22 protein-coding genes are annotated in these 23,376 nt (G+C 70.4%); 8 read left to right on the forward strand and 14 right to left on the reverse strand.

Annotation, left to right across the window (positions count from 1 at the left end):
- The 4 genes from QMK34_RS39355 to fahA all read left to right on the forward strand — a co-directional run.
- Nucleotides 1-729: DinB/UmuC family translesion DNA polymerase (locus QMK34_RS39355; RefSeq protein ID WP_442785320.1), on the forward strand; the 729-nt coding region annotated here is incomplete at its 5' end.
- Between the two features lie 145 nt (nucleotides 730-874).
- Nucleotides 875-1,411, forward strand: coding sequence for a MarR family winged helix-turn-helix transcriptional regulator (locus tag QMK34_RS39360; RefSeq protein ID WP_326419894.1), 537 nt, complete (start codon nucleotides 875-877; stop codon nucleotides 1,409-1,411).
- Between the two features lie 48 nt (nucleotides 1,412-1,459).
- Nucleotides 1,460-2,311 carry a hypothetical protein gene (locus QMK34_RS39365; RefSeq protein ID WP_326419895.1) on the forward strand — a complete coding sequence of 284 codons (852 nt, stop codon included), beginning with the start codon at nucleotides 1,460-1,462 and terminating at the stop codon, nucleotides 2,309-2,311.
- On the forward strand, nucleotides 2,308-3,492 hold the full coding sequence (gene fahA, locus QMK34_RS39370) for a fumarylacetoacetase (protein ID WP_326419896.1): 1,185 nt from the start codon (nucleotides 2,308-2,310) through the stop codon (nucleotides 3,490-3,492). The genes QMK34_RS39365 and fahA overlap by 4 nt, the downstream gene beginning before the upstream one ends.
- Nucleotides 3,493-3,497: 5 nt before the next feature.
- On the opposite strand, the gene QMK34_RS39375 is transcribed toward fahA, so the two are convergent.
- On the reverse strand, nucleotides 3,498-4,403 hold the full coding sequence (locus QMK34_RS39375; protein WP_326419897.1) for a LysR family transcriptional regulator: 906 nt from the start codon (nucleotides 4,401-4,403) through the stop codon (nucleotides 3,498-3,500).
- Between the two features lie 73 nt (nucleotides 4,404-4,476).
- Here QMK34_RS39375 and QMK34_RS39380 point away from each other — a divergent pair, with 73 nt between their 5' ends.
- The gene (locus QMK34_RS39380) at nucleotides 4,477-5,418 is read left to right on the forward strand and encodes a DMT family transporter (protein WP_326419898.1); all 942 of its coding nucleotides are present in this window, start codon (nucleotides 4,477-4,479) and stop codon (nucleotides 5,416-5,418) included.
- A 170-nt stretch (nucleotides 5,419-5,588) separates the two neighbouring features.
- Here QMK34_RS39380 and QMK34_RS39385 read toward each other — a convergent pair whose 3' ends face one another.
- The 10 genes from QMK34_RS39385 to QMK34_RS39430 form a co-directional block, all read right to left on the reverse strand.
- On the reverse strand, nucleotides 5,589-6,701 hold the full coding sequence (locus tag QMK34_RS39385; protein WP_326419899.1) for a glycoside hydrolase family 88 protein: 1,113 nt from the start codon (nucleotides 6,699-6,701) through the stop codon (nucleotides 5,589-5,591).
- Nucleotides 6,702-6,789: 88 nt separating this feature from the next.
- Nucleotides 6,790-7,482 (reverse strand): FadR/GntR family transcriptional regulator, encoded by a 693-nt coding sequence (locus tag QMK34_RS39390; RefSeq protein ID WP_326419900.1) that lies wholly within the window; start codon nucleotides 7,480-7,482, stop codon nucleotides 6,790-6,792.
- 9 nt (nucleotides 7,483-7,491) lie between these two features.
- Nucleotides 7,492-8,526: an ABC transporter permease gene (locus QMK34_RS39395; protein WP_326419901.1), complete on the reverse strand. Its 1,035-nt coding sequence runs from the start codon at nucleotides 8,524-8,526 to the stop codon at nucleotides 7,492-7,494.
- Nucleotides 8,523-10,061 carry a sugar ABC transporter ATP-binding protein gene (locus tag QMK34_RS39400; protein WP_326419902.1) on the reverse strand — a complete coding sequence of 513 codons (1,539 nt, stop codon included), beginning with the start codon at nucleotides 10,059-10,061 and terminating at the stop codon, nucleotides 8,523-8,525. The genes QMK34_RS39395 and QMK34_RS39400 overlap by 4 nt, the downstream gene beginning before the upstream one ends.
- A gap of 99 nt (nucleotides 10,062-10,160) precedes the next feature.
- Nucleotides 10,161-11,120, reverse strand: a complete 960-nt coding sequence (locus QMK34_RS39405; RefSeq protein ID WP_326419903.1) for a substrate-binding domain-containing protein — start codon at nucleotides 11,118-11,120, stop codon at nucleotides 10,161-10,163.
- Nucleotides 11,121-11,530: 410 nt separating this feature from the next.
- Nucleotides 11,531-12,118: a D-alanyl-D-alanine carboxypeptidase family protein gene (locus tag QMK34_RS39410; protein WP_326419914.1), complete on the reverse strand. Its 588-nt coding sequence runs from the start codon at nucleotides 12,116-12,118 to the stop codon at nucleotides 11,531-11,533.
- 98 nt (nucleotides 12,119-12,216) lie between these two features.
- Entirely contained in the window at nucleotides 12,217-12,363 is a 147-nt protein-coding gene (locus QMK34_RS39415) for a hypothetical protein (protein ID WP_326419904.1), read from the reverse strand.
- Nucleotides 12,312-13,034 carry an alpha/beta fold hydrolase gene (locus QMK34_RS39420; protein ID WP_326419905.1) on the reverse strand — a complete coding sequence of 241 codons (723 nt, stop codon included), beginning with the start codon at nucleotides 13,032-13,034 and terminating at the stop codon, nucleotides 12,312-12,314. The genes QMK34_RS39415 and QMK34_RS39420 overlap by 52 nt, the downstream gene beginning before the upstream one ends.
- Nucleotides 13,027-14,319 (reverse strand): O-acetylhomoserine aminocarboxypropyltransferase/cysteine synthase family protein, encoded by a 1,293-nt coding sequence (locus QMK34_RS39425; protein ID WP_326419906.1) that lies wholly within the window; start codon nucleotides 14,317-14,319, stop codon nucleotides 13,027-13,029. Before QMK34_RS39425 ends, QMK34_RS39420 begins: the two co-directional genes overlap by 8 nt.
- Nucleotides 14,316-15,317: an isopenicillin N synthase family dioxygenase gene (locus QMK34_RS39430; protein ID WP_326419907.1), complete on the reverse strand. Its 1,002-nt coding sequence runs from the start codon at nucleotides 15,315-15,317 to the stop codon at nucleotides 14,316-14,318. The genes QMK34_RS39425 and QMK34_RS39430 overlap by 4 nt, the downstream gene beginning before the upstream one ends.
- A 98-nt stretch (nucleotides 15,318-15,415) precedes the next feature.
- Between QMK34_RS39430 and QMK34_RS39435 the strand changes: the two genes are divergently transcribed.
- Nucleotides 15,416-16,558: a CapA family protein gene (locus tag QMK34_RS39435; protein WP_326419908.1), complete on the forward strand. Its 1,143-nt coding sequence runs from the start codon at nucleotides 15,416-15,418 to the stop codon at nucleotides 16,556-16,558.
- 428 nt (nucleotides 16,559-16,986) lie between these two features.
- On the opposite strand, the gene QMK34_RS39440 is transcribed toward QMK34_RS39435, so the two are convergent.
- Genes QMK34_RS39440 through QMK34_RS39450 form a run of 3 tightly spaced genes read right to left on the reverse strand, consistent with a single transcriptional unit; the run spans nucleotide 16,987 to nucleotide 20,872 of the window.
- Nucleotides 16,987-18,027 carry a family 2 encapsulin nanocompartment cargo protein polyprenyl transferase gene (locus tag QMK34_RS39440; protein ID WP_326419909.1) on the reverse strand — a complete coding sequence of 347 codons (1,041 nt, stop codon included), beginning with the start codon at nucleotides 18,025-18,027 and terminating at the stop codon, nucleotides 16,987-16,989.
- A gap of 25 nt (nucleotides 18,028-18,052) precedes the next feature.
- The gene (locus QMK34_RS39445; RefSeq protein ID WP_326419910.1) at nucleotides 18,053-19,447 is read right to left on the reverse strand and encodes a family 2B encapsulin nanocompartment shell protein; all 1,395 of its coding nucleotides are present in this window, start codon (nucleotides 19,445-19,447) and stop codon (nucleotides 18,053-18,055) included.
- Nucleotides 19,448-19,453: 6 nt separating this feature from the next.
- A complete protein-coding gene (locus QMK34_RS39450) occupies nucleotides 19,454-20,872 on the reverse strand; it encodes a family 2B encapsulin nanocompartment shell protein (protein ID WP_326419911.1) in 1,419 nt (472 codons plus the stop codon).
- 528 nt (nucleotides 20,873-21,400) lie between these two features.
- On the opposite strand from QMK34_RS39450, the gene QMK34_RS39455 reads away from it, so the two are divergent.
- Both QMK34_RS39455 and QMK34_RS39460 read left to right on the forward strand, forming a co-directional pair.
- Nucleotides 21,401-22,165 carry a bestrophin-like domain gene (locus tag QMK34_RS39455; RefSeq protein ID WP_326419912.1) on the forward strand — a complete coding sequence of 255 codons (765 nt, stop codon included), beginning with the start codon at nucleotides 21,401-21,403 and terminating at the stop codon, nucleotides 22,163-22,165.
- Nucleotides 22,162-23,376, forward strand: a 1,215-nt coding sequence (locus tag QMK34_RS39460; RefSeq protein ID WP_326419913.1) for a DUF6923 family protein, incomplete at its 3' end; no start/stop codon positions are given. The genes QMK34_RS39455 and QMK34_RS39460, both read left to right, overlap by 4 nt.

The following is a 23,376-nucleotide window of genomic DNA, read 5'->3' on the forward strand; positions in this document are numbered from 1 at the left end:
CTGCGGTTCATCGGGGTCCAGACCCTCGGCCAGCTCGCCGCGCTGTCCGAGGCCGACGCGGTCGCCACCCTCGGCGGGGTCGTCGGCCGCGACCTGCGGCTGCTGGCAGACGGGCGTGACGACCGGCCGGTCGCCGAACGCGGCGAGGCCAAGCAGGTCAGCGCCGAGACCACCTTCGACGCCGACGTGATAGACCTGACCCGGCTGCGCGCCGAGGTCCGCAAGATCGCGGCAGGCGCGCACGCGCGGCTCGAGCGGGCGGGCCGGGTGGCGCGGACGGTGGTGGTCAAACTGCGGCACACCGACATGAGCACGGTGACCCGCTCGGAGACGGTCGCGACCCCGACCGACGACCTGGACCAGCTCGCCGCGACCGCGGAACGCCTGTTGATCGACCCGTCGGAGTTCGGCGGCATCCGCCTGGCGGGCGTCGCGTTCAGCGGCCTGTCCGAGCCGCACCAGGACCCACTCTTCACCCTCGCCGTCCCCGCCGCGCCCGTACCGGCAACGGTGGTCGCGGCCGCCCCGGTGCCCGAGGGCCCGTCGACCTGGCGCCCCGGCGACGACGTCGCGCACGAGGACTTCGGCACGGGCTGGGTCCAGGGCGCCGGCCACGGCCGGGTGACGGTCCGCTTCGAAACCCGGGCGAGCGGTCCTGGAACGGCGCGGACCTTCTCGCAGGACGAGCCGAAGCTGCGGCGCGGCGAACCGGAAGACTGCCTCGCCTGAGCGCGACGCCCGCGTCATGAAAGGGTCTTTGCTGGCAAAAAGTGTCAGGAAAGACCCTTTCATGACATCCGCGAGCCGGCCCGAGCTCGCGTGCGATGCGAGGGACCGTGGTGGCGATAGTCAAAGACTTGACTATTCTGGGGGTATGGATGAGGTGCCGGACACGGGCGAGCTCGACTTCTGGTCCTTTGTCGAGCTGGCCAACCGCCGGTTGTCGACCGAGTTCGGGTTCCGTCACCAGCTGGCCACCGAGGTGCTGCTGACGCTCAACCGCGCGTCGAACATCGTCACCTACGACCTCGAGGCCACCGTGCACCGGCCGCGGGGCCGGTCGTGGTCGGGGTTCCGGCTGCTGTTCGTCACCTGGCTGGCCGGGCCCCTGGAGGCGAAGAAAGCGGCCGAACTGACCGGGATGAGCCGCGCGACGGTGTCGAACCTGGCCAAGACGCTGGTCGCCGAGGGGCTGCTGGCGCGGACACCCGCAGACCACGACGGCCGGTCGGTGCTGCTCTCGCTGACCGAGGCCGGGCAGGGGGAGATGGTCGAGGTGTTCCGCGAGCAGAACGAGCGCGAGCACGAGTGGGCCAGCGTGCTCACCGAGGTCGAGCAGCGCGTGCTCGTGATGCTCCTCGACAAGCTCATCACCCATCGGGACCAGTTCGACGTCCGTGGGCGCAACTGAGCAGGCAGGCTCTTGCCTCGACCGGAGGTAGTAAATAGATTGACTACCATGACGCTCTTCCGGGGGATGCTCGATGACGCGGCGGTGTTCCCGCCCGGGCTCATGGCGCTGTCCGCCGCGCTGCCCGCGCACGCGGCCCACCTGACCTCTTCCTACGCGGAGATGGTCGGCCCGCTCGTGCTCGCCGCCCCGATGCTGGCGAAGCTCCGCGACAACGGCGGCGACACCAGCGAGAGCAGCGAGGCCGACTGGCCCGAGGTTTCGGTCACCGCGCCGCGCGGGCCCGAGCAGGTCGCGGAGGTCGTCGCCGCCCGCCCGCCGGTCCGGCTGCGCGGGTTCGAGGTCGCGGTGCCTGCCGAGTCGAGCCCGGCCGAGTTCTTCGCCGCGCTCGAGCGGGCCGGGACGGGCGACGTCCCGGTGTTCGTCGAGGTGCCGCGCGATGAGCGCCGCCCGTCGATCATCGCGGCCTGCGCGAAGGCGGGCTACCAGGTCAAGTTCCGGACCGGCGGGGTCAAGGCCGAGCTGTACCCGGACGAGGCCGAGCTCGCCGCCGCCGTGCGCGCGGTCGTCGACGCTGGTGTGCCGTTCAAGGCCACCGCCGGGCTGCACCACGCGCTGCGCAACACCGACCCGGAAACCGGCTTCGAGCAGCACGGGTTCCTCAACCTGCTCAACGCCGTCGGCGCCGCCCTCGACGGTGCCGACGAGACCGAGCTGGCCGCCGTGCTCGCCGAGCGGGACGCGGCCGCCGTCGCCGCCCGAGTGTCCACTTTGGACGCTGCCGTCCGGGCGCGGTTCCTGTCCTTCGGCACCTGCAGCATCATCGAACCCCTGACCGAGCTGGCCGCGCTGGGACTCGTCCCGGCCGCGGTGCTCGGCGGACAAGGAGAAGACGCGTGACCACGATCGACATCCCGCCCGGCTCGCTGTACGGGACGGCCAACCTGCCCTACGGCGTGTTCTCCACCCCCGGCACCAAGCCGCGCGTCGGCGTGCGCGTCGGCGATTCCGTGGTGGACCTCGCGGTCGCACTGGGCGACGACGTGTTCGCCCGCCCGTCGCTCAACCCGTTCATGGCGCAGGGCCACGGCCGCTGGGTCGAGGTGCGCCGCCAGATCACCGCACTGGTCACGGGCGACGTTCCCGCCGCCGCGGTGCACCCGGTCGCCGAGGTGACGATGCACCTGCCGTTCGAGGTCGCCGACTACGTCGACTTCTACGCCTCCGAGCACCACGCGTCGAACCTCGGGCGGCTGTTCCGGCCCGACGCCGAGCCGCTGCTGCCGAACTGGAAGCACCTGCCGGTGGGCTACCACGGCCGGGCGGGCACCGTGGTCGTTTCGGGCACCGAAATCGTGCGGCCGTGCGGCCAGCGCAAGGCGCCGGCCGAGTCGGTCCCGACCTTCGGCGAATCCCGCAGGCTCGACATCGAGGCCGAGCTCGGGTTCGTGGTCGGGACCGGTTCGCCGCTCGGCTCCGCTGTTCCGGGGGAGGAGTTCGCGAAGCGGGTCTTCGGCGCCGTGCTGGTCAACGACTGGTCCGCCCGTGACATCCAGGCCTGGGAGTACGTCCCCCTGGGCCCGTTCCTCGGCAAGAGCTTCGCGACTTCGGTCTCGCCGTGGGTCGTCCCCCTGCTGGCGCTGCACGACGCGCGGGTCCGCACCCCGGTCCAGGACCCGCCGCCGCTGCCGTACCTGATCGAACGCGAGCCGTGGGGGCTCGACATCGACCTCGCCGTGTCGTGGAACGGGCACGAGGTCTCGCGCCCGCCCTACCGCGAGATGTACTGGTCACCGGCGCAGATGCTCGCGCACCTCACGGTCAACGGCGCGTCGACGCGGACCGGCGACCTGTTCGCCTCGGGCACGATCTCCGGCCCGGACAAGAGCCAGCGGGGCGCGTTCATCGAGCTGACCTGGGGCGGCAAGGAGCCGATCGACGTCGGGGGCGAGCAGCGCACATTCCTCGCCGACGGTGACGAGGTCGTCATCACCGGCACCGCGCCCGGCGCGGGCGGCGAGCGGATCGGCTTCGGCGAGGTGCGCGGGCGCATCCTGCCCGCGACGGAGGCGAAGCGCTGACGCGGTCAGGCTGCTTGCTGCGCCGCCGCTGAGCGCAGCGCGTCCAAGCAAGCCCGGACAGCGCCGCGCTCCTCGTCCTCGGCGCGGCAGATCGCGTAGATCGTCCGGGTGAGTGACGGCCGGGTGGCGACGATGCGGACGCCGTCCGGCACGGATTCGCGCGCCAGCCGGGGGACCAGCGCGGCGCCGACGTTTCCGGCGACGAGCGCGAGCTGGGTCGGGTAGCCGCCCACCGTGCAGGTGATCTTCGGCTCCATGCGCTGTGCCCGGAGCACCTGTACGAGCCAGTCGTAGCAGCCGGACCCGGCACTCCAGCCGATCCAGGGCAGGTCGTCGACCTCGGGCAGGTCCACGACCTTGCGGTGCGCGAGCCGATGCCCGGCGGGCAGCGCGAGATCGGCGACGTCGGACAGCAGCGCGATTTTGGCGGCCGAGGCGGGAACCACGGTCGGCCGGTCCTCCCAGCTCTCCAGCACGGCGACGTCCAGGTCGCCGTGCACCACCCGCGGCATCGTCTGCTCGGCCTCCCCCTCCTGAAGGGTGACCTCGAGCCGGGGGTGCTGGGCCGAAAGGGTGGCCAGCGCGGGTGGGAGCAGTGCGTGCACCGTGGTCGGGATCGCGCCGATGCGCAGCGGCCCGCTGACGTCCTCACGCAGCAGCTCCAGATCCGACCTCGCCTCGGCGACCTGCGCGAGGATGCGCGCCGCGTGCCCGGCCAGCACCCGGCCCGCCGCGGTCAACCGGACGCCGCGGCCGCGCGGCTCCAGGAGTCGCTGCCCGGCCTCGCGCTCCAGCTTGGCGAGCTGCTGCGACACGCCCGAAGGCGTCACGTGCAGCGCGGTGGCCGCGGCGGCGACCGAACCGTGCGTCGCGACCGCGTCCAGGGCACGCATCCTCTCCAGACCAAACACGGAAGCGATACTACCGAATTCTGCTGAAGAACATTCGCTTGTCCTTGACAGTGGCGCGGCCCAGGCTGAAGGGGTGACCGCGACCGAACTCCACCGCCCCGCCGTACCCCAGCACACTGGCCGCTTCGACCCCCGCCTGCTCGCGGCCCTCGGCAGCTTCTGCATTTCGCTGTCCTCGGTGTTCATCAAGGTCTCGGGTACCAGCGGCAGCACCAGCGCGTTCTGGCGCTGCCTGTTCTCACTGCCGGTGCTGGCTGGTCTCGTCTGGTGGGAGCGCCGCCGGACGGGCGACGGCCCGCGCCGCAAGGTGCTGGTGCCGCTGCTGGCCGGGGTCGGCCTCGGCGTCGACTTCGTCCTGTGGGGCGAGGCGATTTCCCTGGTCGGCGCCGGGATCGCGACCGTGCTGCTGGCGGTGCAGGTCATCATCGTGCCCGCACTCGCGTTCCTGTTCCTGCGCGAGCGCCCGTCGAAGCGCTTCCTGGCCGCGGTGCCGGTGCTGCTGGGCGGAATCGTCCTGGCAGGCGGCTTCGCAGGTTCCCACCTGTCCGGCTCGGCCCCGGTCGCCGGAGCCGTGGCCGCGTTGATCGCCGGCGCCGGATACGCCGCTTACCTGCTGTTGATCAGGCTCAGCAGCGGCCCCGGCACGCAGAAGCACTCGCTCTTCCTGGCCACGGTCTCCGCCGGTCTGGTGGCCGTGGTGTTCGGCCTGCCGAGCGGAAGTCTCGATTTCACCCCCGGCTGGCCCGCGTTCGGGTGGCTGCTGGCACTGGCGTTGATCGGGCAGCTGTGCGGCTGGTTGCTGATCGCCGCGGCCCTGCCCCGGATGTCCGCCACCGTCGGTGCCACGCTCATGCTGCTCCAGCCGATCGGCGCGGTGTTGCTCGGCGTCGGCCTGTTGGGGGAGACACCCAGCGCACTGCAGCTGGTGGGCTGCGCAGGCGTCCTCGCGGCGGTGTGTTTCGCCAGCGGGGGACGAAAAGCAGTTGTCCCTGAAGGCCACCATGAGGGCGTCTAAGTCCCTCATGGTGGCCTTCAGGGACATGCTGTAATCGGGCAATTCGGGATCAAAAGGACCAAATCGTAGCAATTTCGTCCTTTGTGGACGGAGAGCGCACCTGGGTGACCCTTCGCTTAAGCTCCTGGCATTGGCGTAAAACGCCGTGAAGGTGGCCTTCAGGGGCAGTCCTAGGCGGGCTGGCAGGCGGGGGTGAGCTTCGCGACCTGCTGTCCGGCGAGCAGGAACGCGCCGACGCCGTAAGCGGCGGTGTCGGTCTTCTTCGCGGTGGCGGGCGAACCGCCGACCGGCTGTACGTAGCCGACCAGGCCGCTGGGCTGCAAGGCCTTGGTGGACAACGCGTTCCACGCCTTGGTCACGGTCGGCTGGTAGCGGGCCGCGTCCAGGATCCCGGCGTTGATGCCCCACGCGATGCCGTAGGTGAACATCGCCGTGCCGCTGCTTTCCGGGCCCGCGTGGTCGAACGGGTTGAGCAGGCTGGAGTTCCAGAAGCCGTCCGGCCGCTGCACGAGCCGCAGGGTCGACGCCATCTTCTTGAACACGCGCAGGTACTCGGCGCGGCTCGGGTCGCTCGCGGGCAGGACCTGCAGGACCTTGGCCAGCGCCGAGATCGCCCAGCCGTTGCCGCGTGACCAGAACGTGCCGGTGCCGACATAGTGGGCGTCGCGGTACCAGAGGCCGGTCAACTCGTTGAACAGCCCGTGTCCGCCTGCCTGCTTTTCCGTGTAGCGGAACAGTTTCGCCATCGCGGCCAGGTCCGCGGCGTTGTTGTCGAGGACGCCGATCCTGGCGAACGAGGGCATCGCCATGTTCAGCGCGTCGACGTAGTTCCAGTAGGACGTCTTGCCCTGCTGGACCGTCGCGACCTCGTCGTCGACGCGCTTGCGGAGGTCCGCGAGAATCGGCGGGTCCGGGTGGAAGTAGGTGTAGAGGTCGAGGTAGGCCTCACCGGCCGCCTCGAAGTCGGGGAAGTACGGGGTCTTCGGGTCGGTCTGCAGCAGGTACCTGTTCGCCTCGGCCCACGGCAGCGTCTTGTGGTTCGACACCCCGGTGGTGCGCACCAGCGCGAGGTTGCCGACGTGGAAGGTCGCGTTCTGCCAGTCGTTCGCCGCGAGGTTGGTCCCGTTGGCGACCCAGTAGTCACCGGCGGTGATCATCTGCTGTGCCACCGAGCAGGTCGCGGCCGGGTTTTCGGCGGCCGTCGCGGACGGCGCCGCACCCAGCCCCGCACCCAGCACAGCCGCCGTGAGCAGCGCGAACCCACGTATTCCTGGGAAACGCATTCGCCAGTCCTCCTCAGCAAGTCACGGCGGCGGCGGTCTCCCTTTTAAGAAACCTTGTTAACGATCGTCGTGGGTACCACTGAGGGTGTCAAGGTGCCGGTGAGCGGTACGGCGTCAGCGTTTCCAGCAGCCGCCGCGACGCCGATTCCGCCCCGTCCGCGTTCTTCGCGAGCACCATGGTGAGCACCCGGGAATGTGCCACCAGGGTGCTCGCCGAAGAGTCCAGCGGCTCCCCGCCCGCCTCCAGCGCGGCGATCACCGGCCCCTGAAGCTGCGCGATCAGCGCGTTGCCCGAAGCCCGGATCAGCGCCGAGTGGAACTCGGAATCCGCGCCGGAGAAGGCCGCTTCGTCCCGGCGATCGACGGCGTCGGCCATCCGCTCGTACGCCGTGGCCATCACCGCGAGCTCGTCCGGCCGCCGGTGCCGGGTGGCCAGCCGCGCGGCCTGCGGCTCGATCGTCAACCTCAGCTCGTGGAGCTCACGCAGGTGCCGCGGCCCGTCCGGCCCGTTGACCCGCCACGCGATGACGTCCGGATCGATCGCGTCCCAGGCCTCGGGCGGCAGCGTCCAGGTGCCGACCCGCGGCCGCGCGGTCACCATGCCCTTCGACTCGAGCACCCGCAGGGCCTCCCGGACCACCGTCCGGGAGGCCGAGAACCGGCGGCCGAGGTCGTCGGGCACGATCGGCTGCGCGGTCCCGAAAGCACCTTCGACGATGAGCCTGCCCAGCTCGTCGACGATGCGGGCGTGCAGGTTCCGCCCGCCCTGCGAGATCGTCACCGGCCCGCGTCAAGCGGGCAGGCCGACGCGGCGTTCCCCGCTGCGGAGCTGTTGCAGCACCACCGCGACGACGAGCAGCACGCCGTGCGCCACGTTCTGCCAGAACTGGTTGATGCCCAGGCCGGACATGCCGTTGTCGAGCACGCCCAGGATGAACACCGCCAGCACCGTGCTGACGATGGATCCCTTGCCGCCCTTGAGCATCGTGCCGCCGAGCGCCGCGCCGGTGACCGCCTGCAGCTCGAGCCCTTCCGAGCCCGACGTCGGCTGGCCGGACCCGGTGCGCGCGGTGATCAGCAGGCCCGCGATCGCCGCGACGACGCCGACGAGCGCGTACACGCCGATGATGTAGCGGTTGATGTTGATGCCAGCCAGCCGCGCGGCGGTGTCGTTGCCGCCGATGGCGTAGATGTTGCGGCCGATGTCGGTGTACTTCAGCAGGAAGTGCAGGATCGCCGCGACGATCAGGAACACCCAGACCAGCGTCGGCAGCCCGAGGACGGTGCCCTTGGCCAGGAAGATGAACAGGTCGTCGGCGCCGGTGTAGCCCTGCGCCTTGCCGTCCGAGACGACCTGCGCGACACCCTTGTACGTCGCCAGCGTCGCCAGCGTCGCGACCACCGGGTTGACCCGGCCGAAGATGATGATGCAGCCGTTGATCAGTCCACAAAGGAGCCCGACGCCGACGGCCGCGAGCAGCCCGAGGCCGGAGCTGCCGGTGGCCTGGAACGCCATCGCCGAGATCACCGACGCGAGCCCGGCCATCGAGCCGACCGAGATGTCCAGCGCGCCCAGGATGATCACCAGGGTCTGCACCAGTGCGAGCAGGCCCACGATGGTCACCGCGCTGCCGATCAGCAGCAGGTTCGCGGTGCGGAAGAAGTTGGCGTTCAGGCTGCTCATCAGGATCAGCAGCACGATCAGGGTGATGATCAGGCTGCTGTTCTGCACCCCGATCCCGGCGAGCACCTTGCGGACCGGCGAGACGCGCTCCGGTTCGGGCGCCGCGGGGGTGGGGTTCTTGGTCTCGGCGGGCGTGCTCACGCGCCTACCTCCTGTGCTTCTTCGGCGATGGTTTCGGGAATGGCGAGGGTCAGGACGCGTTCCTCGGTGGCGTCCGCACGGCTGACCTCGCCCGCGACATGGCCGGCGCGCATCACCACGATGCGGTCGGCGAGGCCGAGGACCTCGGGCAGGTCGGAGGAGATCACCAGCAGGGCGATCCCTTCGGCGGCCAGTCCGTCGATGATGCGGTAGATCTCGGCCTTGGCGCCGACGTCGACCCCGCGGGTGGGTTCGTCGAGGATCAGCAGCTTGGGGCGCCGGGCCAGCCAGCGCGCGAGGACGGCCTTCTGCTGGTTGCCGCCGGAAAGCTTGCGGATCTCCTGCTCCATCGACGGTGTTCGCACGCTCAGCTCGCGCAGGTACTCGCCGACGAGCTCGCGCTCCTTCGCCCGCCGCACCACCCGGAACCGGCGCAGCCGGTCGAGCACGGCGATGGACACGTTGTCGCGCACCGAACGCTGCATCAGCAGGGCGTCGGTCTTGCGCTCCTCCGGTGCGAACCCGATGCCCGCCTTGACGGCGTCGCCGGGAGTCCTCGCGCGCAAGGGTTTTCCGTCCAGTTCGACGGTTCCCGAGCGGACCGGGAGGTCGCCGACGATGGCATGCGCCAGCTCGGACCGGCCCGCGCCGACCAGCCCGGCGAGGCAGACGACCTCACCGGCGCGGACCTGGAACGAGATGCCGGAGACGTCGTCGGTGGTGACGTTGTCGAGGCTCAGCATGACGCGCCCCGGCTCCTGGGTGCCGCTGCGGCGTTCCAGCTGCGAGAGGTCACGGCCGATCATCATGCGCACCAGCTGGTTTTCGTCGGTTTCCGCGGCTTTCTGGACACCGATCAGCCTGCCGTCGCGCAACACCGCGACCCGGTCGGCGAGCTGGAAGATCTCCTTCATCCGGTGCGAGACGTAGACGACGGCGACACCGCTGTCGCGCAGGCGGCGGATCAGCCGGAACAACGCGTCCACCTCGTGCTCCGAGAGTGAGGACGTGGGCTCGTCGAAGGCGATGACCTTCGGCGGCGTCGCGGCGGTGAGCACCCGCAGGATTTCGACGAGCTGTCGTTGCGCGGGGGAGAGTTTGCTGCCGAGGGTGGCGGGGTTCAGCACGCCCCCGAAGCCGTATTCGGCCAGCGCGTCGCGGGTCGCCTGGTGCAGCGTGCGGCGGCTGAAGACGCGGGCGCGGGCGGGGAGTTCGCCGACGAAGACGTTCTCCGCCACGGAAACGTGCGGGATGATCTCGGGTTCCTGGTAGATCACCCGGACACCGGCGGCCATCGCGGCGCGCGGGGTGTCGAAGGTGACCGGTTCGCCGTCGATCTTCAGCACGCCGTCGTCGGGGCCGTGGTCGCCGGACAGGACTCGCAGCAGGGTTGACTTGCCCGCGCCGTTCTCGCCCATGAGAGCGAGGATCTCGCCGGGCCGGAACTCGAGCGAGACGCCGTCGAGGGCGGTGACGCCGGAGAACCGCTTGCTGATGCCTTCGACGGTCAGCGCCGCCGCGGGAGGAGTGGCCATGTCACCTTCTCGGTGGAGAGCAAGGGCGACTCGTCGACGAGTTGTGGTCTCTCAACGACTGAGAGGCCACGACTCGTCGACGAGTCGCGCAAGACGGGATCAGGTGCAGGTGACGCCGGCCTGCTTGAAGTTGTCCTTGTTGACGATCTGCGTCTTCGCGATCGTCTCCGCGGGCAGTGCCTTGCCGTTCTTGACCTGGTCCACCAGCAGCTGGATCGCCGTGCGGCCGACCTCGGCGCCGGAGATGTACAGCGCCGACTTGTTGCCGGTGTCCTTGCCCGCGGCCCAGTCCTTGCAGGTCAGGTACGCGCCGAGGCCGACGCCGATGATGTCGCCGCCGCTGACGCCCGAGTTGGCCAGCGCGGTGACGGCGCCGGTCTCGTTCTCGTCGTTGCAGCCCCAGACGACCCAGTGCTTGACGCCGGGGTTCGAACTGATCACCGCGCCGGTGCGGTTCTGCGCGTCGACCGGCGAGTTGTCCGTGCCGACCTCGATCATCGGGATGGACGCGCCCGCGTCGGCGTCGAAGGCGGCCTTCGAGGCCTTGACGCGGTCGGTGCAGACGGTCAGGTCCTGCTTGTAGGCGCTGATGATCTTGGTGTCGGCGGCGGTCCAGCCCGCCTTCTTGAACAGCTGCGCCGCTTCCTTGCCGACCGAGGTGCCCATCTGGGTGCCGTTGAAGCCGACGAACGGCGACGCCTTGCCCGTGCCGTCCTTGATCACGTCGTCCGAGGCGATGATCGGGATGCCCGAGCTCTTGGCCTTGTCGAGCACCTGCGGGCCGATCGCCTGGTCGGGCACGACGATGGCGATGCCGTTCGCGCCCTGCGCCACGGCGGCGTCGAGTTCGGTGATCGCCTTGTTGGCGTCCTGGCCGAGGTTGACCACCTTGAGGTCGACGCCGAGCTCCTGCGCCTTCTCCTTCGCGCCCTGGGCCTGCTCGACGAAGTACTGCTGGTCACCCTGCTTCTGCAGGTAGTAGAGGGTGATCTTGCCGCTGTTCGGTGCGGCCTGGGTGGCGGGCGCGGTGTCCTTACCCGACGAGCAGCCAGCCAACACGGCACCAGCAATCAAACAACAACCAACAGCGCGCCAGGCACGGAGCCTGTGCGGGTATGTGGACATCGAGTGCTCCCATGAGGGCCGAGGATGAGTGTTGCGGGCGCGTGTACGCCACGTTTCTGAATTCCAACGGAGAACTCGTATTACAAGACACTCGTCTGGGTGACGTCAAGGTGGCCCAGCCCGGCCGTTAGCAGGGCGACGCCTACTTTGGGTGACAATAGGTCACGTTCGGCGCAGGCATTTATCGTATTTATCCCACGTGAGCTGCGAACTGACAGGACTTGTCCGCTTGATGGGGTAGTCCGTAGTTGGTGCTTTCGCCCGATGGTTCTTGTTGACTTAAGTTGACTTGACCGCGTCGCGCGGCGTGCGCAGCTGGCCGTGCACCACGTCGGGGCCTGCGCTCAGAAGCCGGTGGCGCTCGGCAGCAGCGCCGGGCAGCCGCCGGTCACGTAGTTCGTGTCGTACTCGAAGTGCCACTTCTCGTTCTGGTACCGGCGGCACCACCCCAGCGCGCGCCCGTTCGTCTCGACCCAGGCCGCGGAGGCGAGCGGCTGCACGTCCACCGCGATCCCCTTGACGTGCATCGATTGGTCCGGCGAAAGGACGTAGCGCGAGGCCTGGTCCTTGCTCCCGAAGCGCTTCACCGCGCTGTCGAACTCCCGCTGCTGCTGCCCGCGGCTCCGCTTGCTGTCCTCTACGCACAACCTGACGCCCTGCTTCCCGGCCGCCTCGCGCAGCCGGGTGAAGCCCGCCAGCACGTCTTGGCGCAGGCCTTCGGGCTTTTCGTCGACGTACCGCTTGTCCAGCGGGCAGACCGGGCCGGTCTCTTCGCCAGGGACCTCGTCCACCACCGCCGCCGCCTGCCCGGGGACCGGCTCGTGGATGAGCGTCAGGCGGCCGGTCGCGCCCAGTCCGGCGAGGACGGCTATCGCGAGGGTCAGTGTCAGCAGCACACCGATCACCGTGCGTCTGTTTCCGGAGGCGATCATGGTGGGCACCGGACCGAAGCTACCCACGGAGACCTGGCCACCCCACTATTGGTGATCTCGGTCACGGTGGCGGGAAGTCGTCGGGCCGGGGAGGCTTCTCAGGAGGTGACGTCGCGGGCGAAGGTGATGAAGACGCGGTAGACCTCGTCGCGGTCCAGCTCGTTGAGCAGGTTGTGTCGATCCTGGGGGAAGATCACCGCGCGGGCGTCCGGCAGCCGCGCGGCGGCGGTGTGCGCGCCCGACACCGGGCCAGGTCGTCCTCCTCGCCGTGGAGCAGTAGGACCGGCACGTCGAGCGTCCCGGCTTCGACGACCGCACCGAGCCGGGCGCGTCCCTCGGCCAGCGCCCGCAACGTCTCCCGCCGGATCCCGCCTTGCCAGGTCAGCGGGTCTTCGCGGATCTGCTGGGCGTACGCGGTGTGGCGGGTCATCTCGCCGGGGTCCTTGCGCAGGGCCATCAGGTCCATCCCGCTGTCGATCAAGGCCTGCAGGCTGGCTTCGACCGCCGGCACCGGCACCAGCGACGACGCGCAGAGCACGACCCCGGCCGGATGCACGCCCGTGGGCCGCAGGCGTTCCGCGGCGAGCAGGGCCGCGACGGCCGAGCCCAGCGAGTGCCCGGCGAGCACCAGCGGCAGGCCGGGATGCGCCGCGACGGCGAGGTCCAGCAGCGTGGCCGCGTCGGCGAGCAGGTCGTCGACGCTCTCGATCAGCACCCGGGTGCCCTCGCTGCGGCCGTGCCCGAGCTGGTCGGGCGCCCAGACGGCGAACCCGGCGCCGGTCAGCGCCTCGAACAGCGGGTCGTAGGAGCCGATGTGCTCGCCGAGCCCGTGGAAGAACAGCACCAGCCCACGGGGTTCCGCCGGGGCCCACTGTCCATAGTGGATCTTCCCGGTGCTGCCCGCGAACTCACCCATGCGCCTTCTCCATCCCTCGCTCGAGATCGGCGAGCAGGTCGCCGATGCCTTCCAGCCCGGCCGAAAGCCGGATGAGCCCCGGCGTCACGCCGCCCGCCCGCTGCTGGGTCTCGTCCAGCTGCGCGTGGGTGGTCGACGCCGGATGGATCACCAGGCTGCGCACGTCGCCGATGTTCGCCAGGTGGCTGAACAGGCTCAGCGAGTCCACGAACCGTTTCCCCGCTTCGAGCCCGCCGGTGAGCTCGAACGCGAGCACCGCGCCGGGGCCGTCGGGCAGGTACCGCAGGGCCGCCTCGTGCCACCGGTCGCCGGGCAGGCCCGGGTAGTGCACGCGCTCGACGAGCGGCTGCGCCCACAGCCATTCCGCGATGGCCCTGGCGTTGGCCACGTGGCGCGTCATGCGGAGCGAAAGCGTCTCGATTCCTTGCAGCAGAAGGAAACTCGTGAACGGCGACACCGCGGGCCCGAGGTCGCGGACCAGCTTCGTGCGCAGCCGCAACAGGTAGGCCAGCGAGCCGAACCGCTCGCCGAAGACGAGCCCTTGGTAGCTCGGATCCGGTTGGTTGAGCTGCGGCCAGCGCTCCGGCGACGCCTGGAAGTCGAACTTCCCGCCGTCGACGACGACGCCGCCGATCCCGGTGCCGTGCCCGGACAGGAACTTCGTCGTCGAGTGGACGACGAGGTCGGCGCCGTGGTCGAGCGGGCGGGTCAGGAACGGGGTGGGCACGGTGTTGTCGACGATCAGCGGCACCCCGGCCTCGTGCGCGATGCCCGCGACCAGTTCGACGTCGAGCACCGCCCCGCTCGGGTTGCTCACGCTCTCGCCGTACAGCGCCTTCGTGTTCGGCCGCAGTGCCGCGCGCCAGGCCGCCGGGTCGTCCGCGTCGGTCACGAAGTCGACGGTGATCCCGAAGTCCGCCAGCGTGTACGCGAACAGGTTGAAAGTGCCGCCGTACAACGCGGCGGCGGACACCACGTGGTCCCCGGCGCGCGCGAGGTTGAGCACGGCCAGCGCGGACGCCGCCTGCCCGCTGGCCACGGCCACCGCGCCGATCCCGTTCTCGAGGTCGGCAAGGCGCTCCTCGACCACGGCCGTGGTCGGGTTCGACAGGCGGGTGTAGGCGTGGGTTTCCAGGTCCCGCAAGGCGAACGAGTCCGCGGCTTGCCCGGCGTCGGCGAAGACGAACGAGCTGGTCGCGTAGATCGGCGTCGCCCTCGCGCCGGTCGCCGGGTCGGGGCTCGCGCCCGCGTGGATCTGGCGGGTTTCGAAGGACCAGCGCGTCACGCGCGCTCCGCGAGGACGTCGGCCCACCAGCGCTCCGCCACGTCCGGATGCGACCGCAGCCAGCCGACCAGCGCGTTCTCCCCGTAGGAGGCGTGCAGCGGGTTGTCCTTCTCCTGGCTGACGCCGCGAGTCTTCGCGGCGAGCTCCGGCGGGAGCTGCAGCGGCTCGACCACGGCGTCGAGGCGCGGGGCGAGGAAGAACGGGACGGAGAGCCGGTCGACGCCGTGGGGCGGGCTGACCACGCGGTGCCGGGTCGCCCTCAGGTAGCCCCCGGTGGCGATCTCCAGCATCTCGCCGATGTTGAACACGAAGCTGCCTGGCACGGGTTTCGCGTCGATCCAGGTCCCGTCCTCGGTGTGGACCTGCAGCCCGCCGACGTCGTCCTGCTGCAGCAGTGCGAGGTAGCCGTAGTCCTTGTGCGAGCCGACGCCCTGCTCGGAGTCTTCGGTCCGCCGCCCGGGATAGCGGACGATCTTGATGTTGGTGGTCGCCTCTTCGTCGAACCAGGTGTCGAAGTAGCCCTCGTCGTTGCCGAGCGCGGCGGCCAGCGCGCGCAGCACCTCGCGGCTGACGCGCAGGGCCTCCGCCTGCCAGGCCAGCGTCGTCTCCCGCAGCTCCGGCAACGCGGGCGGCCATTGGTTCGGCCCGATCAGGCGCTGCCAGGGCGGGCCGCCGGGCACGGGCTCGCGCTCCGGGCCGACGTCGATCTGCTCACGCCAGTCCGGGGTGCCGCCGGTGTGCTCGGTGCCGACGCGCGTGTACCCGCGGAAGTGCGGCGAGTTGAGGTTTTCGATGGCGAGCCGGTCTTCGATCGGCAGGGCGAAGAACCGCCGTGCGACGCCGAAGATGCCGTCCATCAGCTCACCGGGCACCCCGTGGCCGACGACGTAGAAGAAGCCGACGTCGTGGGCGGCGTGCCGGAGCTCATCGAGGAACGCGGTTCGATCGGGACCGCGGAACCGCGAGATGTCGATCAGGGGAAGCGTCGTCTCAGCCATTGCTTCGAGTTTAGGTCGGCGCGGGCCGTCGTGGGGGAGTCCCACCCTGCGGGCGCCATGGTGGAGGATGGGCGCGATTCGAGCGTGAAGGGACCGATATGAGGCTTTCCTCCCGTCTTCGGCGGGCCGGTGCCCTGCTGGGTGGCGCGCTGCTGCTGGCCGCGTGCAGCGGGGATCCCGCGCCCGCTCCCGGCGCGGCTCCGGCCGCCACCTCGGCCGGGCCGTCGAGCGAGGCCGCGCCCGACGGGTCGTTCACCGTGGCCGCGACCGGTGACGTGCTGATCCACCCGGCGCTGACGGACCAGGCCAAGGCGGACGCCCACGGCGACGGGTTCGACTACCGGCCGCTGCTGGCCGGGGTGAAGCCGCTGATTTCCGGCGCCGACCTGGGGATCTGCCATCTCGAAACCCCGCTCGCCGCCGAGGGCGGCCCGTACAGCGGGTACCCGTCGTTCAGCGCGCCGCCGGAGATCGCGGACGCCATCAAGGACACGGGCTACGACACCTGCTCGACGGCCTCCAATCACACGCTCGACCAGGGTGAAGCCGGGATCAAGCGGACTCTGGACAAGCTCGACGAGGACGGGATCAAGCACACCGGCTCCGCGCGTTCGGCCAAGGACGCGGCGACGCCGCTGATCCTGGACGTCAAGGGCGTCAAGGTCGCGCAGATCTCGTCCGCGTTCGGCTTCAACGGGATCAAGGTCCCGGCCGGGAAACCGTGGCTGGCCAACGAGATCGACGCCGCCGACGTGATCGCGGCGGCGAAGGCCGCGCGCAAGGCGGGCGCCCAGGTCGTCATCGCCAGCCTGCACTGGGGCATCGAGTACCAGCACGACGTGACCGCCGAGCAGCGTCAGCTGGCGACGAAACTGCTGGCCGACGACTCCATCGACCTGATCATCGGCCACCACGCGCACGTGGTGCAGCCGATCGAGCAGATCAACGGCAAGTGGGTCGCCTACGGCATGGGCAACGAGGTCGCCCGCCATTCCGAGCCGAAGGGCGACACCGAGGAAGGCATCGCCACCCGCTTCCGCTTCGTCCGCGACGGCGACCGCTGGAAGGTCGACAAGGCCGAGTACATCCCGACCCTCATCGACCTCGGCCCCCCGATCCGCCTGCTCGACCTGAGCACGGCCCCCACGACCCAGCGCGCCACGCAAGCACTCGCGAACACCGACAAGGTCGTCCTCAGCGAAGGCGCCGCAGACCACGGCCTCACCCGCCCCGGCCGCTGACCTCGGTGTCCCGTGTACTAACCGCCGCCACCCGTGATCAGAATGCCGCCACCCGTGATCACAGTGCCGCCACGCGTGATTGAAGTGCCGCCACGCGTGATCGAACGGACGACACGCTGATGGCAGTCCCGTCACGCGTGACGGCAGTCCCGTCACGGGTGACGGCAGTTCGCGCACGGGAGACGGCCAACACGGCACAGCGGAATGGCCAACATGCCCGGGGCACGGGCGTGTTGGCCACTCCCGGCGCCGTGTTGGCCGGTCGACGTGGGCGAATCGCGGACACGCGTACGCAGACCGCGGACGCGGGGGTGTGGGGCTCGGGCACGGGGGTGTGGGACTCGCCGGACGTGTCGGCGAGTTCCACGCTCACGGGCGCGAGTCCTGCATTCACGGGCCCGAGTTCCACGCTCGGGGGCCTGAGTTGGTCAGTGGGTGCGGCGGGTGGCGAAGCGGGCCAGCTCGGCGAGTTCGGCGCCAGGGCGGGGGGCCGGGTTCATCACCGCCAGCTGGTGCAGGGCGTGGGAGAGCAGGCCGTCGGCCTGGGCCTGGCTCCACCCTCGGCCGCCGGACCGGTCGACCAGTTCGGCCGCGCGAACCAGCTGGGCCGGGGTCAGCTGGTTCTCCTGCGTGTAGAGCACGGCCAGCTCCCGTCCCGCGTCGGTGTCCGAGTTGAGCGCGGCCACCACCGGCAGTGACTTCTTCCGGTTCTGCAGGTCCGAATACACCGGCTTCCCGGTGCGCGCCGGATCGCCCCAGATCCCCAGCAGGTCGTCGACGTGCTGGAACGCCAGCCCCAGCGCGCGGCCGAACTCGCCGAGCCGCTCGACGCGCGTCGCGTCACCGCCGCCGGCGAGCGCGCCGAGCGTGCACGACGCGCCGAGCAGCGCGCCCGTCTTGCCCTCGGCCATCCGCACGCACTCCGCCGGGACGACGTCGGCCCGGCTCTCGAACTCCATGTCCTCGCTCTGCCCGACGATCAGGCCCAGCACCGCCGCGCTGAGCGTGCGCGCGCCGAGCCTCGCCTCCGGGTGCGCGCCCGCCGCGAGCACGTCGTAGGCGAGGGTGACCATGGCGTCCCCGGCGAGGATCGCCGCGCCGGTGCCGAACACGCTCCACGCCGTCGGCCGGTGGCGCCGGGTGACGTCCCCGTCCATGACGTCGTCGTGCAGCAGCGAGAAGTTGTGCACCAGCTCGACCGCCGCCGCGGCGGGCACGGCGACGACCGGATCCGCGCCCACCGCCTCGGCGGCCAGCAGCACGAGAGCCGGGCGAAGCGCTTTCCCGCCGTCCGCGCCCGATTCGTCGCCCCGCTCGTCCCACCACCCGAAGTGGTAGCCGCTGATCAGCCGCATCGATCCCGGGAGGCGGTCGACCGCCTCCCGCAGCGCCGGTTCCACCGCGTCCCGGCTCCAGCCCAAGACGTCGGCCGCGGTCCTGGCTCCGGTGCGGGTGTCCATGGTCGTCACTGTTTTTCCTTTCACGGCCAGTGATTCAGCGTCCGGTCTCGACGTCTTCCAGCACGCCGAGCGCGTCCGGGACGAGGACGGCCGCCGAGTAGTAGGCACTGACCAGGTACGAGGTGACGGCCTGGTCGTTGATGCCCATGAACCGCACGTTGAGGCTTGGCTCGACCTCGTCGGGCAGGCCTGTCTGATGCAGCCCGACGACGCCGTTGTCGTCCATGCCGGTGCGCATCGCCAGAATCGAGCTCTGGCCGCTCTCGCTCACCGGGATCTTGTCGCTGGGCAGGATCGGCACCCCGCGCCACGCGGTCACCCGATGCCCGTCGACCACGGCGTCGCCGGGGTAGAGCCCGCGCTTGTTGCACTCGCGGCCGAACGCGGCGATCGCGGCCGGGTGGGCCAGGAAGAACCGCGTCTTGCGCCGCCGGGACACCAGCTCGTCGAGGTCGTCCGGAGTCGGCGGCCCGGACCGGGTCGGGATCCGCTGCTTGAGGTCGGCGTTGTGCAGCAGGCCGAACTCGAGGTTGTTGACCAGCTCGTACTCCTGGCGCTCCCGCAACGCGTGGATCGTCAGGCGCAGCTGCTGCTGCAGCTGGTTCATCGGGTTGTTGTTGAGGTCGGTGACGCGGGTGTGCGTCCGCAGGATGGTCTGGGCGACGCTCAGTTCGTACTCGCGCGGTGAGCCCTCGTAGTCGACGAACGTGCCGGGCAGCTCGGGTTCCCCGTCGTGGCCCGCGGCGAGCTCGATGCTCGCCTCACCGTTCTTGTTCTGCGCCTTCTTCGGGTCGGCCAGAATCGCCTGGACGTGCTCACGCATCGGGTCGGCCGATTCGTTCATCCGGCCCAGCGCGTCCGAGGGCAGGACCAGCACGGTGCAGCGGGTGAGCGCCTTCGCGGTGAACGTCCAGGTGCCGGTCGTCCCGGCGAGCGCCTCGCCGCCGAAGTGGTCGCCGTCGCTCAGGGTGCCGAGCACGGAGTCGTCGCCGTACTCACCGGCGCCGAGTTTGCTCACCTTGCCGTGCGCGAGCAGCACGACCTGGTCGACCGGCCCGCCGCGGGTGACGACCGCCTCGCCGATCGCGATCTCGCGCTGTTCGAACCGGTCGGCGAGCGTGGCCAGGAGTTCGTCGTCCTCGAAACCGCGCAGCAGGGCCAATTCCCCGAGTTCGGCCGGGATGACGCGGACGGTGGCGCCGGTGCTGACGAAGCTGACGCGCCCGTCGCCGACGGTGTAGGTCAGGCGCCGGTTGACCCGGAACGCCCCGCCCTTGGTCTCGGTCCAGGGCAGCTGGGAGAGCAGCCAGCGCGGGGTGATGCCCCGCATCTGCGGCTCGGACTTGGTGGTGGTCGCGAGCTGGCGGGCCGCGGCGGTGCCGAGGCTGAGCTGTCTCGGCTCGACGGACGGCTCTTCGGTCAGTGTCATTTCAGGTCAGCCTTCCCGGCCGAGTTCCGCGTTTTCGAGGATCCCCAGCGCGTCCGGCACGAGCACGGCGGCGGAGTAGTAGGCGCTGACCAGGTAGGAGATGATCGCCTGGTCGCTGATGCCCATGAAGCGTACGTTCAGTCCCGGCTGGTACTCGTCGGGCAGGCCGGTCTGGTGCAGCCCGACGACGCCCTGGTTCTGCTCGCCGGTGCGCATCAGCAGCACCGAGCTGGTGCGGGTCTCGGTGACCGGGATCTTGTTGGACGGCAGGATCGGCACCCCGCGCCACGCGGGCACCTGGTGGCCGTTGAGGTCGGTGCTTTCCGGGTAGAGGCCGCGCTTGCTGCACTCGCGGCCGAACGCGGCGATCGTGCGCGGGTGCGCGAGGAAGAAGCCGGCGTCCTTCCACACCAGCGAAAGCAGCTCGTCGAAGTCGTCCGGGGTGGGCGGGCCGCCGCGGGTGTGGATGCGCTGGGAGAACTCGGCGTTGTGCAGCAGGCCGAAGTCGGTGTTGTTGATCAGCTCGTGTTCCTGGCGCTCGCGCAGCGCCTCTATGGTCAGGCGCAACTGCTGCTCGACCTGGTCCATCGGCTGGTTGTAGAGGTCGGCGACGCGGCTGTGCACCCGCAGGACGGTCTGGGCGACGCTCAGTTCGTACTCGCGCGGTGAGGACTCGTAGTCCACGAAGGTGCCCGGCAGCTGGGGCTCGCCGTCGTGCCCGGAGGCGACGTCGATCTGCGCCTCGCCGTGGTCGTTGCTGGAGCGGGCCTGCCCGGCGAGGACGTCGTCGAGGTGCGCGCGCAGTTCCTCGGACCGCTCCAGGACGTCCTCGAACGTCCGGCGTGACAGCGTCAGCACCGTGCCCGAGGTGATGGCCTTGGCGGTGAACTCCCAGATGGCGTCGGCGCTGGTGAGCACTTGCTCACCGAAGTAGTCGCCGTCGGCCAGCGTGCCGAGCACGGTCTGGTCGCCGTACTCGCCGGTGCCGATCTTGTTGATCTTGCCGTGCGCGATCAGCACCACCTGGTCGGCCTGGCTGCCGAACTCGACGATCGCGTCGCCGGGCTCGACCTCCCGCTGGACGAACCGGCCGGCGAGCTCGATGAGCACTTCCTCGTCGTCGAAGCCGCGCAGCGGCGCCAGTTCGCCGAGCTCCGGCGGGATCACGCGGACCTCCGCGCCGGTCGAGGTGAAGGTGACCCGGCCGTCGCCGACGGAGTAGCTCAACCGGCGGTTGACCCGGTACGCGCCACCGTTGACCTGCACCCAGGGGATCAGCTTCAGCAGCCAGCGGGTGGAGATGCCCTGCATCTGCGGGACGGACTTCGTCGTCGTCGCGAGGGTGCGTGCGGCGGCCCGGCCGAGGCTCAGCCGGGGATTCTCCGAGGAGGAGGCCGCAGAGTCCACTGAGTCCGTGACAGTCACAGCGAGAACCACCAATCATCAAGTTTGAGGCTTCGAGTTGAGGGCAGCACGAAAAAAACAAATCGTTTTATGGACATTATTCCGCTAATCCGGCGACTTGCGGCGCGGGTGAAATCAACATAGCAAGCGTGCTAGGTCACACAAGCACACGATCGGGTAACGGCACATGATCACCTGTTTGCCAGTGCCGGATACGGACATTCTCCTTGTTCTGGTTCGGCCGTCCCAGTTACCGCTTATGAGGACAAGATCATTTTCCGGTGACATGCAGTGACGGGGCTGCACGCTGTCGGGAAAATCGCTGAGCTAAAGGGGTAATCGCCCAGGTTGGCGCGCGGTTCTTCGGCCCTCGCCGGACTCGGGGATTGGGCCGAACCGGCGACATTAGCCCGCCGACGAATACCGCTCGGATGAATTGCTGTGGACCGGGTTGTAGAAGGACGTGAGCATCGCTAGCTTGAGCGGATCGTCCGGCGGAGTGAATTCGCCGAATGGGCGGAGCAGGTGGACGTCAGTGGAAGGAAACGCATGAACATCTACCTGACCGGTTTGCTGTGGGTCGCCGGGGCCGCGGCCGGCGGGGGAGTGATCGGATACCTGGTCCGCCGCTTCGGCTGGGACGAGGGCCGCCGGGACAACAACGACGCGGCCGGGCAGGTGTTCACCATCGTGGGCGGGCTGCACGCGGTGCTCGTCGCGTTCGTGCTCATTTCGCTGTTCGACACGGTCAGTGGCGCGCGCCAGCAGGCCCAGCAGGAGGCCGACAGCCTGGTCGCCGCGTCGTGGGCCGCCGATTCGCTGCCGGGGGACGCCAAGGACCAGGTGCACCGGCTCGCCGCCGCCTACGCCGACACCGTGCAGCGGATCGAGTGGCCGCGGATGATCGACGGCGGCCCGATCCCGAACACCGGCTGGAACCAGCTCTCCCAGCTCCGGATGGCGGTGGCCGCGGCCGACGTCGGCGACGACACCTGGATGAACGACCGCAAGGCCGAGGCCAGCAACCAGCTGTGGCAGGTCTACCAGGCGCGCCAGTCGCGGCTGACCACCGCGGGGACCAGCGGGGTCGGCGGGGTCGTGTGGTTCGCGCTGGTCTTCGGCACGCTCATCTCGGTGCTGCTGCCCAACCTGTTCGGCGGCACGCGCCTCGCCGCGCACATAGTCATCGTCTCGACGCTGGCCGGCACCATCACGCTGTTGCTGTTCGCGATCTATCAGCTGCAGAACCCGTTCAGCGGGGGTGCGAGGATCCCGCCGGACTCGTTCACCTCGGCGCTGGAAAGGCTGGTGTGACCAGGCGTAGCCGTCTGCTGCCCCTCGCCGTCGCGGGGGCGGTCACCGCCGTGGCCGGGCTGATCGCGGCCGCCGCCTCGCTCGGCCACGTCCGGGTGGCCGGGCCGCGGGCGGTGGACGGCGACTGCGCGATCCTCCAGGTGGAGAACCAGCGGCCAGGGGAGCCCTCGACGCTGCGGCGGATCGAGCTGCCATCCGGACGGTCCGAGCTGGCTGGCGTGGCTGGCTACTGGATCAGCGCGACGGCCTACGCGCCCGGCCAGGACCTCGTCTACGGCATCGCCGACGGCGACCGGTCCGGCCGCTTCCGTGGCGGGGCACACGCGGTGACCATCGACCCGGCGAGCGCCGAGGTCCGTGACCTGGGCCCGGTCCGGCTCGCCGGTTCGCGGCGGCCCACGTGGAGCGTGGTCACCGGCGCCACCGCGGCGGCGATGGCCGGGAACTCCTGGTACCTGCGCAAGGAAAGCAATCTGTACACAGTGGATACCGACCCGGCGAGCGAGACGTACCTGCGGGTGCTGAAGCGGACGCCTCTACGGCCGGTGTCGCTCGCGATCGGGATCGACGACTTCGCCTACGATCCGGCCGACGGCCTCCTCTACGGCGTGTCGACCTCGTCGCGCGGCGGCGGCTCGGTGGTCACCGTCGACCCGGCGACCGGGCAGGTCCAGGTCGTGCCGGGGCTGCGATTCCCCCGCGCCGACGCCTATGGCGCCGTCGTGCTCGGCCCGGACGGCGCGCTGTACGCGACCGCGAACCGGATCGGGCGGCGCAGCGTCACCTACCGCCTGCCCCGCGACGGCTCGGCGGAGCCCGCCGAGATCGCTTCCGGCGCACCGTTGGTCAGCTCCGGCGCAGCCGGGTGCCTGAACACCCCGGCCCCGCCGACCCCGATTCCGACGCCCAAGCCGACCCCGAGTCCCACACCGACGCCGACACCCACCCCTACACCCTCGGGTCCCACACCGACCCCCACACCCAGCCCGACGCCGACCCCGACCAGCACGCCCCCCGAGCCGCCACCCGAGGAGCCGCCGCCGTCCGAGCCCCTGCCGATCGTGCGGCCCACGCCCGAGCCGAGCGACGCCCCGCCGCCGCCCCCGGACCCCACCCCGGCACCCCCGCCGAGCACGGCGAAGATGGCGGTCCAGCCGCAGCCCGTGGTGGCAGCGCCGACGAAACCGGCCCACCGCACCGCGGTGAAACGG

Origin of the sequence: Amycolatopsis sp. H20-H5 (genome assembly GCF_035828755.1) — a bacterium.
In the GTDB taxonomy this organism is placed as follows: domain Bacteria; phylum Actinomycetota; class Actinomycetes; order Mycobacteriales; family Pseudonocardiaceae; genus Amycolatopsis.

Coding starts and splice junctions, on each gene's coding strand:
- QMK34_RS39360 (WP_326419894.1), top strand. CDS start 875: ATGGATGAGGTGCCGGACACGGGCGAGCTCGACTTCTGGTCCTTTGTC.
- QMK34_RS39365 (WP_326419895.1), top strand. CDS start 1,460: ATGACGCTCTTCCGGGGGATGCTCGATGACGCGGCGGTGTTCCCGCCC.
- QMK34_RS39385 (WP_326419899.1), bottom strand. CDS start 6,701: ATGCGTTTCCCAGGAATACGTGGGTTCGCGCTGCTCACGGCGGCTGTG.
- QMK34_RS39400 (WP_326419902.1), bottom strand. CDS start 10,061: ATGGCCACTCCTCCCGCGGCGGCGCTGACCGTCGAAGGCATCAGCAAG.
- QMK34_RS39410 (WP_326419914.1), bottom strand. CDS start 12,118: ATGATCGCCTCCGGAAACAGACGCACGGTGATCGGTGTGCTGCTGACA.
- QMK34_RS39420 (WP_326419905.1), bottom strand. CDS start 13,034: ATGGGTGAGTTCGCGGGCAGCACCGGGAAGATCCACTATGGACAGTGG.
- QMK34_RS39430 (WP_326419907.1), bottom strand. CDS start 15,317: ATGGCTGAGACGACGCTTCCCCTGATCGACATCTCGCGGTTCCGCGGT.
- QMK34_RS39435 (WP_326419908.1), top strand. CDS start 15,416: ATGAGGCTTTCCTCCCGTCTTCGGCGGGCCGGTGCCCTGCTGGGTGGC.
- QMK34_RS39445 (WP_326419910.1), bottom strand. CDS start 19,447: ATGACACTGACCGAAGAGCCGTCCGTCGAGCCGAGACAGCTCAGCCTC.
- QMK34_RS39455 (WP_326419912.1), top strand. CDS start 21,401: ATGAACATCTACCTGACCGGTTTGCTGTGGGTCGCCGGGGCCGCGGCC.